The 17,436-nt window shown below is 46.9% G+C and carries 14 protein-coding genes; 5 read left to right on the top strand and 9 right to left on the bottom strand.

The features are described from left to right. Positions 1 to 10: 10 nt before the first annotated feature. Positions 11 to 871, top strand: coding sequence for a prolipoprotein diacylglyceryl transferase (gene lgt / locus ACK8P8_RS17230; protein WP_410026107.1), 861 nt, complete (start codon positions 11 to 13; stop codon positions 869 to 871). Between the two features lie 161 nt (positions 872 to 1,032). Here the strand turns inward: lgt and ACK8P8_RS17225 are convergent, their stop codons facing one another. Then, positions 1,033 to 2,025: a PCMD domain-containing protein gene (locus ACK8P8_RS17225; protein WP_410026106.1), complete on the bottom strand. Its 993-nt coding sequence runs from the start codon at positions 2,023 to 2,025 to the stop codon at positions 1,033 to 1,035. A gap of 430 nt (positions 2,026 to 2,455) precedes the next feature. Here ACK8P8_RS17225 and ACK8P8_RS17220 point away from each other — a divergent pair, with 430 nt between their 5' ends. Next, positions 2,456 to 4,087 (top strand): S8 family serine peptidase, encoded by a 1,632-nt coding sequence (locus ACK8P8_RS17220; RefSeq protein ID WP_410026105.1) that lies wholly within the window; start codon positions 2,456 to 2,458, stop codon positions 4,085 to 4,087. 4 nt (positions 4,088 to 4,091) lie between these two features. Next, positions 4,092 to 4,607 (top strand): hypothetical protein, encoded by a 516-nt coding sequence (locus ACK8P8_RS17215; protein WP_186976589.1) that lies wholly within the window; start codon positions 4,092 to 4,094, stop codon positions 4,605 to 4,607. A 41-nt stretch (positions 4,608 to 4,648) separates the two neighbouring features. Here ACK8P8_RS17215 and ACK8P8_RS17210 read toward each other — a convergent pair whose 3' ends face one another. Beyond that, positions 4,649 to 5,353 carry a phosphatase PAP2 family protein gene (locus ACK8P8_RS17210; protein WP_410026104.1) on the bottom strand — a complete coding sequence of 235 codons (705 nt, stop codon included), beginning with the start codon at positions 5,351 to 5,353 and terminating at the stop codon, positions 4,649 to 4,651. 87 nt (positions 5,354 to 5,440) lie between these two features. Between ACK8P8_RS17210 and ispE the strand changes: the two genes are divergently transcribed. Continuing rightward, positions 5,441 to 6,265 (top strand): 4-(cytidine 5'-diphospho)-2-C-methyl-D-erythritol kinase, encoded by an 825-nt coding sequence (gene ispE / locus ACK8P8_RS17205; protein ID WP_369858698.1) that lies wholly within the window; start codon positions 5,441 to 5,443, stop codon positions 6,263 to 6,265. Between the two features lie 162 nt (positions 6,266 to 6,427). On the opposite strand, the gene ACK8P8_RS17200 is transcribed toward ispE, so the two are convergent. Next, positions 6,428 to 6,970: an HdeD family acid-resistance protein gene (locus ACK8P8_RS17200; RefSeq protein ID WP_410026103.1), complete on the bottom strand. Its 543-nt coding sequence runs from the start codon at positions 6,968 to 6,970 to the stop codon at positions 6,428 to 6,430. Between the two features lie 149 nt (positions 6,971 to 7,119). On the opposite strand from ACK8P8_RS17200, the gene ACK8P8_RS17195 reads away from it, so the two are divergent. Beyond that, a complete protein-coding gene (locus tag ACK8P8_RS17195) occupies positions 7,120 to 8,001 on the top strand; it encodes a bifunctional methionine sulfoxide reductase B/A protein (protein WP_410026120.1) in 882 nt (293 codons plus the stop codon). Positions 8,002 to 8,009: 8 nt separating this feature from the next. On the opposite strand, the gene ACK8P8_RS17190 is transcribed toward ACK8P8_RS17195, so the two are convergent. The 6 genes from ACK8P8_RS17190 to ACK8P8_RS17165 form a co-directional block, all read right to left on the bottom strand. Continuing rightward, a complete protein-coding gene (locus tag ACK8P8_RS17190; protein ID WP_410026102.1) occupies positions 8,010 to 8,975 on the bottom strand; it encodes a FimB/Mfa2 family fimbrial subunit in 966 nt (321 codons plus the stop codon). A gap of 93 nt (positions 8,976 to 9,068) precedes the next feature. Continuing rightward, positions 9,069 to 10,691, bottom strand: coding sequence for an Mfa1 family fimbria major subunit (locus ACK8P8_RS17185; protein ID WP_410026101.1), 1,623 nt, complete (start codon positions 10,689 to 10,691; stop codon positions 9,069 to 9,071). 43 nt (positions 10,692 to 10,734) lie between these two features. Further along, entirely contained in the window at positions 10,735 to 12,240 is a 1,506-nt protein-coding gene (locus ACK8P8_RS17180; protein ID WP_410026100.1) for a DUF3868 domain-containing protein, read from the bottom strand. 5 nt (positions 12,241 to 12,245) lie between these two features. Further along, on the bottom strand, positions 12,246 to 12,827 hold the full coding sequence (locus ACK8P8_RS17175; protein ID WP_186976603.1) for a DUF3575 domain-containing protein: 582 nt from the start codon (positions 12,825 to 12,827) through the stop codon (positions 12,246 to 12,248). A 15-nt stretch (positions 12,828 to 12,842) separates the two neighbouring features. Beyond that, on the bottom strand, positions 12,843 to 14,564 hold the full coding sequence (locus tag ACK8P8_RS17170) for a DUF4906 domain-containing protein (RefSeq protein WP_410026099.1): 1,722 nt from the start codon (positions 14,562 to 14,564) through the stop codon (positions 12,843 to 12,845). A gap of 15 nt (positions 14,565 to 14,579) precedes the next feature. Beyond that, positions 14,580 to 17,384: a fimbrial protein gene (locus ACK8P8_RS17165; protein ID WP_410026098.1), complete on the bottom strand. Its 2,805-nt coding sequence runs from the start codon at positions 17,382 to 17,384 to the stop codon at positions 14,580 to 14,582. Between the last annotated feature and the right edge of the window lie 52 nt (positions 17,385 to 17,436).

Below are 17,436 nucleotides of genomic sequence, written 5' to 3'. Positions count from 1 at the left end.
TGACTATTTTATGTACCTTTGGCTCGAGTTGATTATCTGTTTTGTTATGATGTTTATCCGTTGGAATGTTGAGCCGGTGGCTTTTAAGGTGTTGGGGGTGCCGATTATGTACTACAGCCTGCTGTTTATCGCGGGGACAGTGTTGTCCGTGTGGATATTGAAGCGGGTGTACGAGAGGAACGGGATGCCGTGGGAACATTTGCAGGTGTTGGTGGTGTTGAGTTTGGTGGGTTTGTTTCTCGGGGCGAGGATAGGACATTGTTTGATTTACGAGTATGATTATTACTGGAAACATCCGTTGGAGATCTTTTTGCCTGTCAGGGAATTGCCGGGAGGAGGCTACGTGTTTTCGGGCTACGAGGGGATGGCGAGCCACGGGGGAGCGCTGGGATGGATTGTGGCGTTGGTGATTTATTCCCGGGTAACGGGGGAGAAGATTATTCGAACGTTGGACGCGATTGCTTTGGTGTTGCCGTTGGCGGCTTGTTTTATACGGTTGGGAAATCTGGTCAACTCGGAGATTGTCGGGAGCGGGACGAGTGTGCCTTGGGCTTTTGTTTTCGAACGGGTGGATGGTGTACCCCGGCATCCGGCACAGTTGTACGAGGCGATGGTGTATTTGGCTATTTTCGGGGGAAACATGTTGCTTTATCGACGGGTGGGGTTGAGGCGTTACCCGGGGATGTTGTGGGGATGGATGCTCGTGACGGTATTCAGTGCCCGTTTTTTGTTGGAATTTTTGAAAGAGCGTCAAGTGTCTTTCGAGGAACAGATGTCACTGGATTTGGGACAGGTGTTGAGTATTCCTTTTATTTTCGCGGGGATGCTGTTTTTGTTATTCGCTTGGCGGGTAAGTCGTGGAAACGGTTAGTTATTCTTTTCCCGCTCTTGGGGCTATGGATTCGCTACCTTAAGAGGGTATTATGAATATAGCATGAACACATCATGAACGCAGATTTACGACTATGCTACGTTCATGATACGTTTATGCTACGTTCATGAGGGCAGGAAGGGGTAGGGAAAGGGTAGGGGTTAGTATGCCAATCGCACGTTGTCTACCCAGAATTTGTTACCGACGGAGCCGATGTACGCTTCCCCGTAGCTGGAGGAGATACGGAAAACGAGATGAGTCGGTTGGTCGTCAGCGTCCCCCCAGCCTACTTCCTCGATAGGTACGGATTTGCCTTTGCTGTTGATGCAATAGAGGGATTGTTCCTTGGGAATCAGTTGCATGAAAGGTTTGTATCCCGGTTGTCCGGTGGCGTCGCCGTACAGGATTTCCAGCCTGTGGTTGTTTACCCAGTCGGGGTTTGTTTCCGAAATACGTTCTACCACGGTGCCGACGCGTTTGGCGAACACGTTGCCGTTGGCATCTTCCCAGCGTTTTTGCAATATCACGTATATCTCGGCGGAGTCACGCCCGGGGACGTCCACTATTTTACTGAATCCCGTGGCTTTGATCCGGTGGTCGGTTTCCGGGATGTACATTTTATAATCGAGTACGACCGCTTTCGGGGTTTCCGTGAAAGGGATTCCGGCGTTCAATTTGCTTTGTGGGTTTTTGGTATCCTTGATGGGTTCCAGCATTTCCCCGAGGTAAATGGTACCCGGCACGAGCACGGTGATATTCACGAGTCCCAGCACTTTGCAGTTTTCCATGAGTGTTTCGAGGCGCACGCATTGTCCGTCACCTCTTTTCTCCGGGAACACGGAGATACTGCATTTCGTGACACCGCTGACTTTTGCCATCACGTTGGATGTACGCCAAGGGGATACGGGGGAACTGTTGTACGGAACGGCACCCCGAATGGTATCTACCGGGGCAACCTCGTAAAGGATTTTCGTGTTTCCGCCGATAACGAATGATTCGTCGATGATTCGGACCATCCAACTGTTGAAATCCCCGTAAGGAATCAGTTTCTCCGTGACCGGTGGGGCTGTTTGGGCTATACCGTTCATACTCGTTCCCAAGATGATACCCAGACATAAAGTCTTTATCGCTTTACTGTATACCAATTTCTTCATTTTATTTTGTTTTCTATTGTTCGAATATCTTTTACGGCGGATAAACCTTTAGGTTGTCATGCAAGAAGTATGCCGATATAATTGAAAATTGAAAATTGAGAATTGAAAATTAGCTTCGCGAGTTTGAAATTAAGAAGAACAAGCGAGAAGTATTCCGGCAAACATGTATACCGACCCATCGGGTTAAGACCAATTCAAGGGCAGGTAAAGAGTAGGTTAAGTGTAGCAAGGGTTGAGAGTTTGTCATGCCACTAATTAAAAATTATGGCAATTTTAAACTCGTGAAGCTAATTTTCAATTTTCAATTTTCAATTCTCCATTTTCAATTGTAAGTGTACCCCGTTTTTGTCGGTTGTTCGTTATGCTTTCGGGAGGTTGCAAGAGGGAGGAATACATGGATGATTTGTATAATGAATAAAAGAATGTTTGTATGAAAAATTGGTATGTAATGTTGTTCTGTTGTATGTGCTTGTGTGGAATGGTGCAAGGGCAGGAAACGGTATGGACGAAGAAGAATTTGCCTCATGATTGGCATTTGAGGTCTGTCGAGAAGGATGGAATACACGGGGCAGCCGTGTATGATGCTTACGATTACCTGAAAGGACGTGAGCCGAAGCGGCGGGTTGTGGTGGCAGTGATAGACGGTGGGGCGGATATCGCGCACGAGGATTTGCGGGGGAGTTTGTGGGTGAACGAGGGTGAAATTCCGGGTAACGGGATTGACGATGACGGGAACGGGTACGTGGACGACGTGCATGGATGGAATTTTCTGGGAACTCCCGATGGGGGTACGGTAAAGACGATATCGGCGGAAGCAGACCGGTATTATATGTATCTGAAAAAGCGTTTCGAAGGGGTGGACACGAATCGCTTGTCGAAGAAAGACCGGACTCTTTATTGTTATTACGTGAATGAATTGCCCAAAATATCTGAATTGGCTGATGCTTATAACACTTATATAAACGTGAAGACTTATTCGGAACGTATGGACGGGTTCGATCGGCAGTTGAAGGAAATGTATCCCGGCGTGGAGTTGGGCAAGGAGCATTTTGTCGCCTTGGGCGAGAAGTTGGAGGATGTGGTGGATAAGAAAGCGTTTGAATATTATCTTGATCGTTGGAAATATTCTCCCAAGTATAACTGGGAGCAGATGTTGAATTTGCGGCACACGCTTTTGACGACTTTCGAGGGACGCTATAATAGTAAACTCCGGGCTTACGAGGCGGACGGGCGGAAGAGCGTGGGGGATGACCTGAATAATATCAAAGATCGTTTCTACGGCAATGCTGCGATGACGCCTCACGAGCATGGATCTCACGTGGCGGGAATCATCGGTGCGACACGGAATAACGGGGTGGGTATTGATGGGGTTGCCGACGTGCGGTTGATGAGCCTGCGCGTGTGTACGGACGGTGGCGACGAGTATGACAAGGATGTTGCCACGGCTATCCGGTACGCAGTGGAGAACGGGGCTAATATTATCAATATCAGCTTGGGACGTTCTGTTTCCATGCACAGGGAATGGCTGGATGCGGCTCTTCGGTTCGCGGAAAAGAAAGGGGTGTTGGTTGTGCACGCGGCAGGGAATAACGGTCGTTGCACGAATGATGCTTATGATTATCCGACAAGGTATTTGAGTAACGGGAAGACGGTGGCGAATTTGATTAACGTGGGTAACTCTTATGCGGACGGGATGCCCGTGAACAGTTCCAATTTCGGTAAGGATGAGGTCGATTTGTTCGCGCAGGGGGGAGCTGTTTATTCCACGATCGTGGGGAATCAGTACAAGGAGTTTACCGGAACAAGCATGGCGGCTCCCGTGGTGGCGGGGGTGGCAGCCCTGATTTGGAATTACTTCCCGGAATTGAGCGTGAAGGAGTTGAAACAGGTGTTGCTTGATGGGGTTACATCCCGGAGAGGGGTGGAGGTAACCCGTCCCGCGGGGATTAAGGCTCTGGGAAAAGACAAGGTGTATTTCGAGGATTTGTGTGCTTCCGGGGGAATATTGAACGCCCTCGGATCGGTGAAATTGGCAGAAAAATTGTGTAAAGAGAAAAAATAGAAGGATGAAGAAAAGAATTTTTATTTTAACGGGTGTGACGATTGTTATCGCTTTCGTTATCGCAATCTTGTATTTTGGAAAAGGTGAAAAAGGTGAGGGCGTTTGTGATACGACGACCTTGGTGGGAGTTTACGAGGGGGAAGCGACGTTAGATATACCGGAGAAGATCAGGTCTATGGCGAAAGATTCCAATGGCAATTCTTTGATTCCCGACGGTCCTATTCCTTGCAAGGTGGCGATCGGGACGGACGGGGAAGGAAAAGTCGGGCTCGAGTTGGTAGGGTTCAAAATGCCCGTGGAGGGAGTGGAGATGAAAGCGATACCGTGTAGCGTGACCCTGCTTGACGGGGCTTTTCGGCTCGCGGGGGATGGAAAAGTGGACTATGGCGGACAGAAGTTCTCCTATTCCCACAAGGGAAAAATGAAAGACGAGGAACTGGAGTTGAGCGCGACATTGACGATCATCCCTTTCGTGATAGAACCGAAAGTCATATTCAAAGGGAGAAGAATGATTCAGTGATTGTCGATTTCAATCTAAAATCGTAAATCATAAATCTAAAATCAATTCGTTCTCCACCAGATGCAGTAGATGGCGAAGCAGGCGATAGTGAGCAAGCCCGTGTAAATGATGACTGACGTGTGAGTCATATTATGCGGGTGTTTTACTAAAGCCCTGTTTTCTTGGTAATGCAGAACGGAGGCGATTCCGTTTACGCGGAGGCTGAAACGATAGATGCCGTAAGTGATGAAACCTGCCGCGAATCCTACCGCGGTGCCGAAAAGCAGGTCGCCGGGATAGTGTACTCCCACGTAGATGCGCGTGTAACAGGTGACGATAGCCCAAAGCATGAAGAAGGTGGTGACAGCCCTGTTTTTGAACAGTAGCATCGTGAAACACGCCAAAGCGAACGTGTTGGCGGCGTGACAAGAGGGGAATCCGAATTTTCCGCCCCGACGACCGTTGACGAGGTGTACAATGTCCGCGATCTCCGGGTTACGGGAAGGGCGGGGACGCTCGAATATCGGTCGCAATATGGAACTGCAAGTCTGGTCGGCGATCAAGATCAGTAGCGCGAACATGATCGCGGTGAAAATAGCCATGCGCGGGTTGAAATTGCGGCATAACACGTACAGGATTGACGCGTACAGGGGTATCCATACCAGTTTTCCGGTGAATATATACATGAACGAGTCGAGATAGGGTGTGTGCAGGGCGTTGAGCGCCAAGAATATAGTTTGGTCTAGTGATTGCAGGGATTCTAACATGGCACGAAATATTTATATGATAGCTTACTTTGGCAAATATACTGAAAAATGCTACATTTGCCAGAAGAGAGTTTATAAAGTTTACACATGGTATTATTCCCGAACGCGAAGATTAATATAGGACTTTATGTCACAGAGAGAAGACCGGATGGTTTTCACAATATAGAAACCGTGTTTTACCCGATAGACTTGCGTGATATTCTTGAGATTCACGAGGTGAAGGGAAGCAAGGGAGTATGCTCGTTCACTTCGACGGGCATCCCGATTGACTGTGCCCCGGAGAAGAATCTGGTCACGCGGGCGTATTACCTGTTGGCGGAAGAACACGGGTTGCCTTCTGTCGATGTACACCTGCATAAAGTTATTCCTTACGGTGCCGGTTTGGGAGGTGGGTCTGCCGATGCCGCTTTTACGCTGGTGGGGTTGAATAGATTGTTCTCTTTGGGGTTGAGCGAGGGACAATTGATGGCGTACGCGGAGCGGTTGGGAAGTGATTGCGCCTTTTTCGTGAGGAACCGACCGGTGTTTGCTTTCGGGAAGGGAGAGTTGATGGAAGCCGTGGATTTGTCGTTGGCTGCTTACTCGATGGTGCTAGTGAAACCGGATCGGGGAGTATCCACGCCGGAAGCCTACCGGGGGATTGTACCGCGTGCCGCTATGTTTGATTTGCGGGAGATCGGGAAGTTGCCCGTGAGAGAATGGAGCGAGATGATCCGGAATGATTTTGAAGGTTCGGTTATTCCTAAAGTCCCGGAGATCGGGGAAATAAAAGACCGTTTGAAGTCCTTGGGGGCACTTTACGTTTCTATGACCGGGAGCGGATCGGCAGTGTACGCGCTGTTTGATAATCCCGTTGACATCGAAAAAGAGTTCCCGGGATGTTTCGTGTGGCAGGAGAAAAAGGGTTTATAAGGTTCATAAAGTTTGTAAAGTTTATAAAGTTGATTGCCTCCTGCGGGTGCTTTATCGACGGTAGCATAAGTTGTCGTTAAACATTGTCCGAAGGACACCCGCTACTTTATAAACCTTATAAACTTTACGAACTTTATAAACTAAAGGAACCTCGTTCCGTTTCTATTTCACGAAAGCGTAAATGAACGAAGATATTCCCGCGAACATGAAACTGAGTCCTGTCCAGATAATAATGTTGAATATCCCGAATACGGGGAAGAAAACAATCATGAACGAGAATATGAGGGTGATGATGCCCGCGGTGAGTATCCATCCCCATCCCCTGACTCTTAAGGAGGACATCTCTATGGACTCGGATATGAAATCTATACTCTTGAACATGAGGATAAATCCAACGATGTAGGGGAGTATGTCTTCGGCTATCGCGGGATGGAGCAGTAAAACAAAACCGATCACGAGGTCGAGTAACCCGATAAACAGGCCCCATCCCCAGTTGCGGGAGCTTCCGCCCACGAAGGCGTTCAGCACCTCGCTGATACCGATCACGATGATCATAATACTAAAGTACATTGCCAGTCCGAAGTAAGACACGGCAGGGTGGCGAACGATACCTACCCCGAAAACGAACAGCACGATGCCCAAGATTAGGTATAACCATCTGAATCCTTTAGGTCCGGCTGTTGTAGTTGCAGTTCTTGTTGTCATATCTCTTAATTTTTAGTTTAGTTCATATCCTTTATATGCGAAAAGCTTCGGAAAAGTTGTTATATTGCCTTGAAAAATGCATAACTTTATGGACGGGGATACGTTTCACGATTTAAAACGAGGTTATGAAAAGAGGATTATTGATATTGATGTTGTTTTTGGTAAATTACACGATTATGGCACAGAAGAAAGAATTGACGGCAGACGAGAAACAAGTGATACTTTACAAGGCGACGGAACGTCCGTTCACGGGTAAATATTATGATTTCAAGGCAAAGGGTACGTATGTTTGCAAACAATGCGGGGCTCCGCTGTATCGATCGGAAGATAAATTCGATTCCCGTTGCGGTTGGCCGAGTTTTGACGACGAGATAAAGGGGGCGGTGAAACGGGTGCCGGATGCGGACGGAAGACGCACGGAGATCGTTTGTGCCCGTTGTGGGGCTCATCTCGGGCACGTGTTCACGGGTGAGGGATTCACTTCCAAGAATACCCGGCATTGCGTGAACTCTATTTCAATGGAATTTGTACCTGCCGACGAGTTGAAGGTGGATACTGCTGTGTTCGCGGGCGGATGTTTCTGGGGAGTGGAGTATTACATGAAAAAAGCTCCCGGGGTGCTTGCCGTGGAGTCCGGTTACACGGGAGGTACCGTGGAAGATCCTTCATACGAGGAGGTATGCGAAGGGGGAACGGGACACGTGGAAGCTGTACGGGTGTTGTTCGATAAGTCGAAAACGGATTACGAGACGTTGGCAAAACTCTTTTTTGAGTTGCACGATCCGACGCAGTTGAACCGGCAAGGACCGGATTACGGGGAACAGTATCGTTCGGAGATATTTTATAACAGTCCGGAACAAAAGGCTATTGCCGAGAAGTTGATCCGACAATTGAAGGAGAAAGGATATGATGTAGTGACAAAACTCACTCCGGCATCTGTTTTCTGGGTTGCCGAGGATTATCATCAGAATTATTACGGGCGAAAAGGAACGCTGCCGTATTGCCACGGGTACACGAAAAGATTCGACTGATTTTAGATTTAATGATTTTCTTCCTGCAAGTACCACGTCCAGCCGTTGATGATGACGCTTATACTTAACCATGCGTTGGTGGAGCCGGAAAGGTAAAATACCACGTCATAGGCGTCTTTGCGATCCAAATATTCTTGGTCACCCCATTTGTTTTTATGTTCTTCGTGACGGAGCAGAAGGAAAAAATCGGTCAGGTCTACGTTGAATAGGGTAGTGCCTGTGGTTTTGTCTTTCACTGCAAAATTATTCAGGCGGTCGGTCATCAGCCGCATGGTGTTGAGTTCGATAACGCCCGTGGTGGCAGAGGACTGGTTTATATGATAAGGTTGATAACTCAGTACATCGTCAGGCTTCAATGCATTGTCATGACCCATGTATCCGTTCGATTCGGAGAGTTCGTACGTGTAGTCATTCACGTCGAAATTGCTCGTGCCCAGATTCTCGAACACGAAACGGATTGTATTCGTATTCTTGATCAGGTTGATGGTTGTCGTGGTGTTCTCTATCCCGGTAAAGTCCACGTCGGCTAATTCCCCGTACCAGAGGGGTTCTACTTGTTTGTTCACGACGAGTGATGCCTCGCGTTTCAACTTGAGTTCTATCTCGGTGAAGGTCGATACACCGGGTTCGAGGTTGGTTACCTCGTACGAGTCATGTACTCCCGCCCACGCTAGGAGTTTGTATTGTCCGATAGGGAGAAGCAATTCCATGCGGTAGTCGCCGGTTGTCAAGGGAGTGCCTTCCTCGGATTGCATGAATAGAAACTTGCCCTCTTCGTCAAACACGTATAGGTCTACTTTATCGACCTGCGTGTGGAATGCGTCGGTGGAGAGCATGTTATAGTCGTACTTGAACCGAACAAGTAGGCGACATTCTTTAAGGTCTTCCCGAATACTGTCACAGGAATGGAATATTCCCGGGATGATTACCAGAATACCTAATGCTATTTGACGTAAGAGATTTTTGAATTTCATTTTTCTGTCTTTCTATTGTTATTAAAGGAAACGCACGTTTTGGGTGAATTAAGTATGGGACGAATCCCATACTTAATTTTACGCGTAGAACGCTTATAGGTTTTCTTCTTGAGTATACCACGTCCACGGGTTAACACCGATTTCGATAGCTAACCAATATTCAAACTCATCCTTCTTGTCTGGATCCGGCTCCGGAATGATCGGGTAACCCGGGTTGTTGAAGGAGTTAACTTTGATGTCGTACATAGAGTTACGAACCACGCCGAATTCTCCGAATTCATTGTTGGAACCGTCTGTGTCGTTATCATGTTTGATAGCGATCGGGTAGTAACTGATACCGGATTTGTAGTATTTTACAATCTCGTCCGTATCCACATCTGCACCGTTAGCAACAACACCTGCTTTTTGGTTTTCAAATGCTTGTACAAGGTCTGCTACCGATGTACCGGTGAGGTCATTCGGGATAACTACTTCCTGTACGTTAGCAACTCCCTTACCTTCGAGATACTTCAAGTATTTGTTGAAAGCGGTAGTCACGTTTGTAACGTATCCTGCCGGGTTTTTGTCTTGGTATTTTTTGGTCAATTCATCCTCAATCCATCCCAACATCACGGTGTAGGTGTAGAAACCGCCATTGATGTCCATCCAGTCATTGTTTCCTTCTTGTACATCGGTTGTTTGACCGTCAAATGTCTTATACTTGGGCAAGTAAGTTGCTTTCAGCAATACTTGGGTCGTGTAAGCATAGGTATTGTCCTCTTTGCGTTGGGTATTCTCCGCACAGTATTGAGGTTTCCCGGCGGGATTGGGATCTGCTGAATTGACGGGATTGATCCAAGTAATCTTATTATCTATCACGTCTTGCTGTGTGTAGAAGTCGTATTGCTCGTTGAAAACTGCTGACGGGTAGGGAATGTTCGTGTGATCGAAGTTCGGATCAATACGGTATGTACCTAATTCGTATTCATCAAGCGTTGTGGGTGTGTCTAAGAAAGTTTTAACTCTCTCTGATACCGGATAGTACCATTTATTCGTGAGATTTATTACCCAGCTCGCATCTCTAACCTGAAAAGCTTCTGTGGAGGCATAAGTTACGTATACACGTACTTTCGATACAACACGGTCTACGTTGATTTTCATGGCATTACCGGATGCTTCTGCATCAGCTTTGTTCGTGAACAACGGTAAACCGGCAGCGGGAGAACCGTCATTTAATGAAGGTTCCAAACCACCTTTGGCGTTAGTCATCATAAATTTGTTGTCCGTGTAGATGTCCGTATGTACCGCGAGAGCAGCATTTACCGTGGCAAAAGGTTGTCCTTTGGTAAAAGTCGGGAAATTGCTAGGCGGGTTCACTATAACCAATATCGATTTTGATTTGTCCGAAACCAAGAAAGCATCACTGATAGTGGAATTGGGTTTGAGCGTGATTTGCTTTACATCTGTTACCACGCTTGTCGCATCATATCCATTAAAGAAAATAGCTAAAACTTCTTGAGCTTCCGTTTCCTCGGGACTCGTGGAAGGATAGGTGTCACCCGGCATGGGGTTGGTTATCGCACGTCCCAGATTGCTGGAGCTGCTTATTCTAAGTGTAGTCCATGCTTCTCCCTCGGGGGCGATGTCGTCGCCGTCGGGTCCGCTTTTGTCGTCGCTACATGCTGTAAATGCAGTGAAAGCTAACGCTGCAAATACCAAAGTAAAAAATTTGTTCATTCTTTTCATTTTACAAATTGATTAAGATGTGATTAATAATTGATTATTTATTCCTTTTTTCTATTTCAATAGCATTGGCTTTTTTTCTTGCCAATTCTTCTAAGTTCTGCTTGGCAACTTCCAGCCCATTGGCGGCAGCTGTTTGCAGATAGGTTTCCGCTCTCTCGTAATTTCCTTGCAATAGGGCGAGTACACCCATGGCGTTGTTATATTCTGCCGGATAGTTCTCCGGGGTTATTCTATTCAAGTAGCGCTCTGCCAATACCATATCATTACGCGTAAGCGCGGAGATAGCGGCATTCAAGTTGGCAATCTCGTCTTTCGGGAAGAGTCTGACGGCTGTTTCGAACACGTCGACAAATTCTTGTGAGCCGTACTGGTAGGTATTTGCCACCAAGAACATCTCGTTCAAGCTCAAGTCTTGCGGTCTTGTCAGTATAACTATTTTCGCTTCTTCCACGTCGAAGTTCTTCACGTTGTAGTCCACCTTGCAGATGGCTACACGCAGACTCGGGTAGATGGTGCGCAACATGTGACGGTAGGGGACACCTCCTGCCAGTTTTTTCAACTTGTCTTTTCTCTCTGCCGAGGATGGCGTGTACTCGATAATGTCGAGTATCTGGTTCCTGTATTCCATGTGTCCTGCTTCAACAGCCTTTACAAGACCTGCCCAGTTTTCTCCCCCGAAAGAGATATGGTATATGTTACGCGGGAAGTCGTACTGCGTGGCAAGGTAATTTGCCAAAGCCTTGGAACGTCCTTCCGACAAGCGTTGATTTCCTGCCAGTGTCCCTTCCGGCGAAGCGAATCCCGTGATGTCCAGACGATTTATCGTGATATTCGGATCGTCTTTTATGTCATTGATCATGTTACGTATCTTTGCCAATTCTTGGGGATTGTTCATGTAGTACGGGCGGATCACGGTTTGATTGACCTCGAAATCGAGGAAACATTCGGCGTGAATCTCCCGACGTTTGATCTCTTCTCTCGGCGGTTGGATGTACACGAGATAAGGGGTAACGATATACTCTTCAACAGGCGGTGTCGGATCGAGAAGGCGTTCCACTCGCATCAATTCCGTGTCACCGCACCCGCATTCGTCGTATTGCATATCGAGGGCGGCGTATGCCATCCATGATTCGTAGGGGAGGGTGTAACGGTAGTTCAGTGTCCCGTTTTTCTTCTTGCTAACTTTCTCGATCACGTATGCTTTGTCCGTGTCTACCCGCGGATTGTAACCGATAAGAGCCAGTTTCCGTTCGTACGACAGATATTCGTCCCGTCCCTTGAAGGATACTTTCGGTAGATTGTACGTCCGTTCCGGGGTAACCAGTTGCGGGATCAAGTCCATTCCATGTGCCGACTTGACTTTCAAGTCGTCGAAAATGAAATCTATGTCCACGTGAAGTAAGTTGCCCGCTTGTTCCATCCGTACGGCTTTCACGAGGACATTTCCTGTATAAGAACGGGTTTGTGCCGCGGAATGGGACATACCCACTTGGAATATCACAAGTATTGCCGTTATGTATTTTATTATCCTGTTCATCACTTTCCTTATTTTATGAGATACACCAATGAGATTCCTACTTTCGTGGGACCGAAATAGTTCTTGTGCCCGCTTTTCACTTTTAGTCCGCAATCCGCGCAAGGGTATTTGTCATATTTGATATGAGCGTACCCGACCCCGACGGTAGCCTCTATACTCCAACGTTTCTTTAGTATCCACGAGCGCCCGAAGCTGAATCCCGCACCATACAGTTCACCCTGATAGCGGTGGTTTTGCATGTTCTTGCTGATAAACGACCAATTAGGCCAGCCGCCCACGTTGAAATCGGCGTAATGCGCATGTACCCCGACGAACATACGGGTGAAACGTTCGCAGAACCAATAACGCACTTCCGGTTGCACGCCGAAGTGTGCCAGTCGTCTGCCGTTGGCCGGTTTCCACGGGTTGTAATTGAAGGGTACATCCAATGTCCACTTGCGTGCCAAGCCGACTTCCACTCCCAGGTTGATTGTCGTGGTGGCATCGTACAATAAGTTACTTTTCACGGCAACTTTTTGCGCGTTCGCCTCGGGTAGTATCCACCCGACCATGAACAATGCTGCTATCAGTACCTTTTTTAATATCGTCATCTTTTCTTTATTTAATTACACGTTGATTACTTCTTGTTGCGTTATATATATCTTGATGCGCACGATGTGACTTGCCGACGTTCCGGGATTCTGTATGGTCGTCAGATAGACTGTGCCGTATCTTTTCCCTGAACTATTTCTTGTCACGTATATTTTTATGACTCCGTCTTCCACGATAATCTGGTCTGTCACGTCCCGTGCACCGGAGGAGGAATGCAATTGAATCCAGTTCTTGGCATCATCTTCTTCCACGTAACCGGATAGGCAGTAGAATTCGGGGAAAGTCAGCGTGTTCTCGATCCGGGATAATCTATCCCGACGTTCGATATTTATCGTCTTATCCAGATTTCCCAGTTCCAGCTTGACGGTACCCGTGCTGAATGCGGCATCGAGTCTTAGCTTAATCTCCGTCTTTTCCGGGCTAGTATTCGTGACGATGGGGAGTTCATTTGTACCCGGGTTCGTCAATGTCAATCCGGGAGAAACCGTGATCGTTCTTTTATCGGGGAACGGGCGTATACAGTCTGTCGATAACGTGAAAGCGTGAAATTCTCTGGTTGTACCGACATCGCCGTACACGATGTAATGTGAGTTACTGACTCCCATGTAATAATCGTTGTTCGAACTTATTTCATAGGAAGATTCGTCGCGTACGGTGATCGTGTAATCCAAGTTTGTATTTGATGCCAAAGATTCTTTCGCGTCAGCTACCGAATAGTAACCGATACCTCTGACGTGAGTGATATTGAATATGTATCGTTGGTTTCTTTTTATGTCCATGCGTGTTCCTTCTCCATCGACAATGGCCAATTTGTAGAAACATTCTTCTCCGTCGTAAGTAGCACGTATAATCAAGTATATGTCACTTTGATCTTTTGCCTCGTAAAGATAAACGGGACTTGCCGTCGTGTTCTTTTCTGTTCCTTCCAGAACGGCTTGAACGATGTCTGCCGAATACGAAGCATCGTGCTTGTATTCTGTTTGATCGGCGGGGATATTCTCCAGTGTGCCGGTGAAATTATGTAATAGTCCTTGTTTTGAGGTGTTTGCAACCATTGTTATACCTTTGAAATCAAAACGAGAGTTGGCTGTTTTGTCTATTATTTCCACTCTTGCAACGGCACGGGTAAGTTCAATCTGTTGAGTGGAACTTCCTATTTTCGTGCTCTCGTTTATCCCGTCCGATAAGTATTCCACATGGCTCATCGGGAGCGGTATGCTGTTTGTCGCGTTCACGAACGGTATCGTGGTTTGCGGGTTATTCAACGGTTGGGTGCGCAGCATCCGGCATGCCTCGCTCAATGATTTATCCTGCAAGGCAGTTCCCAATGTACCCACGGAATAAGTATAACTTTGTGTGGCACTCGTGTAGAAATAGTCTTGCGGGTTAGCCAGAATCAATAACCAACACGGTTCCGATTGTTTCGTGAGGACGGCGTATCTCTTGTTGATTCCGCTGACTTCTATAACCTGAACGGCTTCCGCGAATTTGGCATCATTCCCTTTGAATACAAGTATCCATGGTTTCGTGTCCACGTAATATTCATTGGCCATGGAACGTGCGTTCGGGATATTGTACGGGTCAATTCTGGTAAACAATTCGAGTTGTACCTTGTCGTCGGACACAACAGGCTCCTCTTCCGGAGCTGTCGTCTCGTCGATACACGAGGAGAAGAATACCAGCGCCATTATCGCGGTTAAGAGAAACTGTATGTTATATTTTTGCCAACTCATCATATGCTTTATTTTAATTTATCGTACTGAAATGTATTCTGTTACGAAACATCTAACCGAAAGACCGTAAGTGTTTGCGCTCAAACCCATGAAAGCCACGGATTTGTCCCAAAGCGGACCACTGACGAATAATATTGAGCTACCATGCTCGACTACGCCGGCTATCGGGGCCATAGCTGTTGTCCAATAATATCCGGCCCCTCCCGTGTACATTAATTTACCCGATTCTTCTATTATGTCGTACTCGTACCCTGCGTCTCTACGTCCCGCACCGGGAAAAAACACGGAAGCGTAATTATTCGGGTTGTAGAATAGAGTACCCGCGTACGCCGCGTTGGCGTTTGTGTTGGAAACTGCTAAGCTACCCCATAGTTCGGTTCTGTGACGATCATAGAATCCATCGGCTACCTTGCCCCATACTGCGTTTAGTTTCCCGGACTGAGAATAGTTCACGACACCGGAAGACGGGTTCTGGAACAAGCTTTGGCGTATTTCTGACCATGCAAGAGCTGCTTGTGTATCCATTTCGCCCGAACGACTGGTTTCCGACCAGTCTATAGGACGGTGATACCCCGGGGGACAGACTTCATTATCAGCACGATTTGTCCCGGTTCCCCAGTAAATTGTACCGTAGTTTTCTTCTTCCCAATCATTTATAACACCGTTGTCTTTATCTATCCAATCGGATATGATATCTTTGAACGGGGTATAAGCTCTTCGTTGGTAAGCCGTGTATGCCGCATCCTTGTACGAGGGAATCATTCCGAGGAAATGGGTTCCTGCTTGCGAAGGATAGTTTGTAAAGTAGTTCGCGTAACCGGGGCCTCCCGTGTATTGTGACGGGGTTAATTTCACGTATTCCGTTGTTGTCCACGGGTTTGTTTTAAATTCCGGTGCGGTTAAATTGTAAACCGGGACTTTTCGGGCTTTACTCCGTGGTGCGCCTTGCATGGGACCGTCCAAAATGGCATCGCCGGGACGCATCAGATAATCGTCCGTTTCACCTTGACGCACGTAAATCGTGTAAGTGGCGACGGCTTGTATACTGTAGTCGTATACGGTGACTTCGATAGCTCCATATTTGTTCGTGCTTCCTGTCGCGTATTGGTTTTTCATTCCCACGCGGAAATAAGTTCTCCCGTATCCCGTGATTTCGGTTTTCCCGTCGGTTACCGGGTATCTTTCCGGATTGTCGGGTGTATCGGTTCCTAAATTCGGGTCAAAACTCGGTGTCGGGCTGATAACAAAGAAATCATCTCCTGAAATAATCTTTGCTTTCCATTGTAATTGATAATCGAACCAACCATGGTCTGTTGTTTCAACTCCATTGGGATCGAATTCCCTGACATCATTCCACTCCGTGCCATTCCACGTGGTAAAATTACGGAAATTGGAAATTACTCGTTCCCCGCGTTCGCTGTGCTTGTGGAATGTACTCACGTAATCGGTTCTACTCACCATTTCGTTGTAGTAACCATGATCGAAAAGCATATTCGTGTTGATCGTGATCTCACGTTGCAGGTTTCCGTTATCATTTTTTTCCAATCCGGCACATAATACGAGTTTGTGTTGATTGATTTGTCCCACGGTAAATCCGCTTTGACTACCTTGGATGATAATATCCATGTATCCTTCTCCGATACCTGTGGTCGGATCGTAATTGTAAGTAAAACGAGTGGGATTTTCGTTGTTCCACCACCCCCCGACTAATTCATTGAATAAAGCTGCCGTGAGTTGCGGTTGATTATTCTGATCGTAACAGTTTTCGGCAACCCACACGTGAGGCATATTCGACGAGAACGAAATTCGTACTCCGTTCAGCGGTGTGATTGTTGCCTCTATTTGGGATACGTTCAACTTGCGTTCGCCGTCAATGATCCAGTTATTCCAGTGCGGATTCCATTCGGATGCTTTGATGTTGACTTCCAACGGCATCTTAATCGTGGCGATCACGTCCAATTTCGTGTTTGCCGGGAGCGTGTAATTATTATTTTCGATTCTCAGATTGGCATCCGGGTTATATTTATCTTCCAAGTTTACTGTCATTTTCATCGCGTTACTCTGGGCGGATGTAGGAGTAAAGTAATTAGAGGGTACAATAATCCTAGTCACTTTCTTTTGCCACACGATATCGGTTTCCGAAGGTGTTTCGTCCGAGAAATGACTTCCGTCATCTATCGGGGTAAGCGTGCGAGTCTCGTTACGATTGATTTGTGCAACATTGTAGTTCGCGGAGAGGGGTACACGGTCGGGGATATTACTGAAAGTAAGCCCCGCAAATGCCTGACTCAGGTTTTCCTTTGCCTTTAAAATAATGTCAAGACGGACTCCAAGCCTGTTTAATGTTAATTTTAAAAGAGAGGTTTCACTTCCACCGTCAACCTTGATTTTACCACCGCTCAGGATTTCCACGTTATCTACTCTTTGTATCATGGGAATGATTTCCTTGGCTGTAAAAGCCGAGGCAGGAAAAGAAATCGTGTCAAAGTCATTTCGCGATGTCACACCATCCAACGCGTTAACGACAGAAACATTATGGGGTTCATTGGCTATGAACATTAAATTATATATCCCCGTTTCAATCGGATGTTTAACCGTTGTACTAACACCTATATTATATAGTTTGTTACTTTTAATGTCACCTTGTGCGTCAAATGCCATGACACGAAGTGTATTCACGATGTAATCTTCCGAATCACCATCATGCACACCGTTGTGTGCCCGGCTGATGATTCCATCAATAGATATGTATGCTTCTTCGTTGACCGGTGTTTGTATCTCGTCGATACAAGCCACACAAATGGCCAAGAGCAGTATAAGCATACCTCTGAATCTATTCTTTTTAATCTTCTTAAAAATTCCCTCCATATCGTAA

Source organism: Butyricimonas muris (assembly GCF_046365375.1).
Classification (GTDB): Bacteria; Bacteroidota; Bacteroidia; order Bacteroidales; family Marinifilaceae; genus Butyricimonas; species Butyricimonas muris.
The sequence above is the reverse complement of the archived record's forward strand: the minus strand, read 5'-3'. Positions and strand labels throughout refer to the sequence as shown.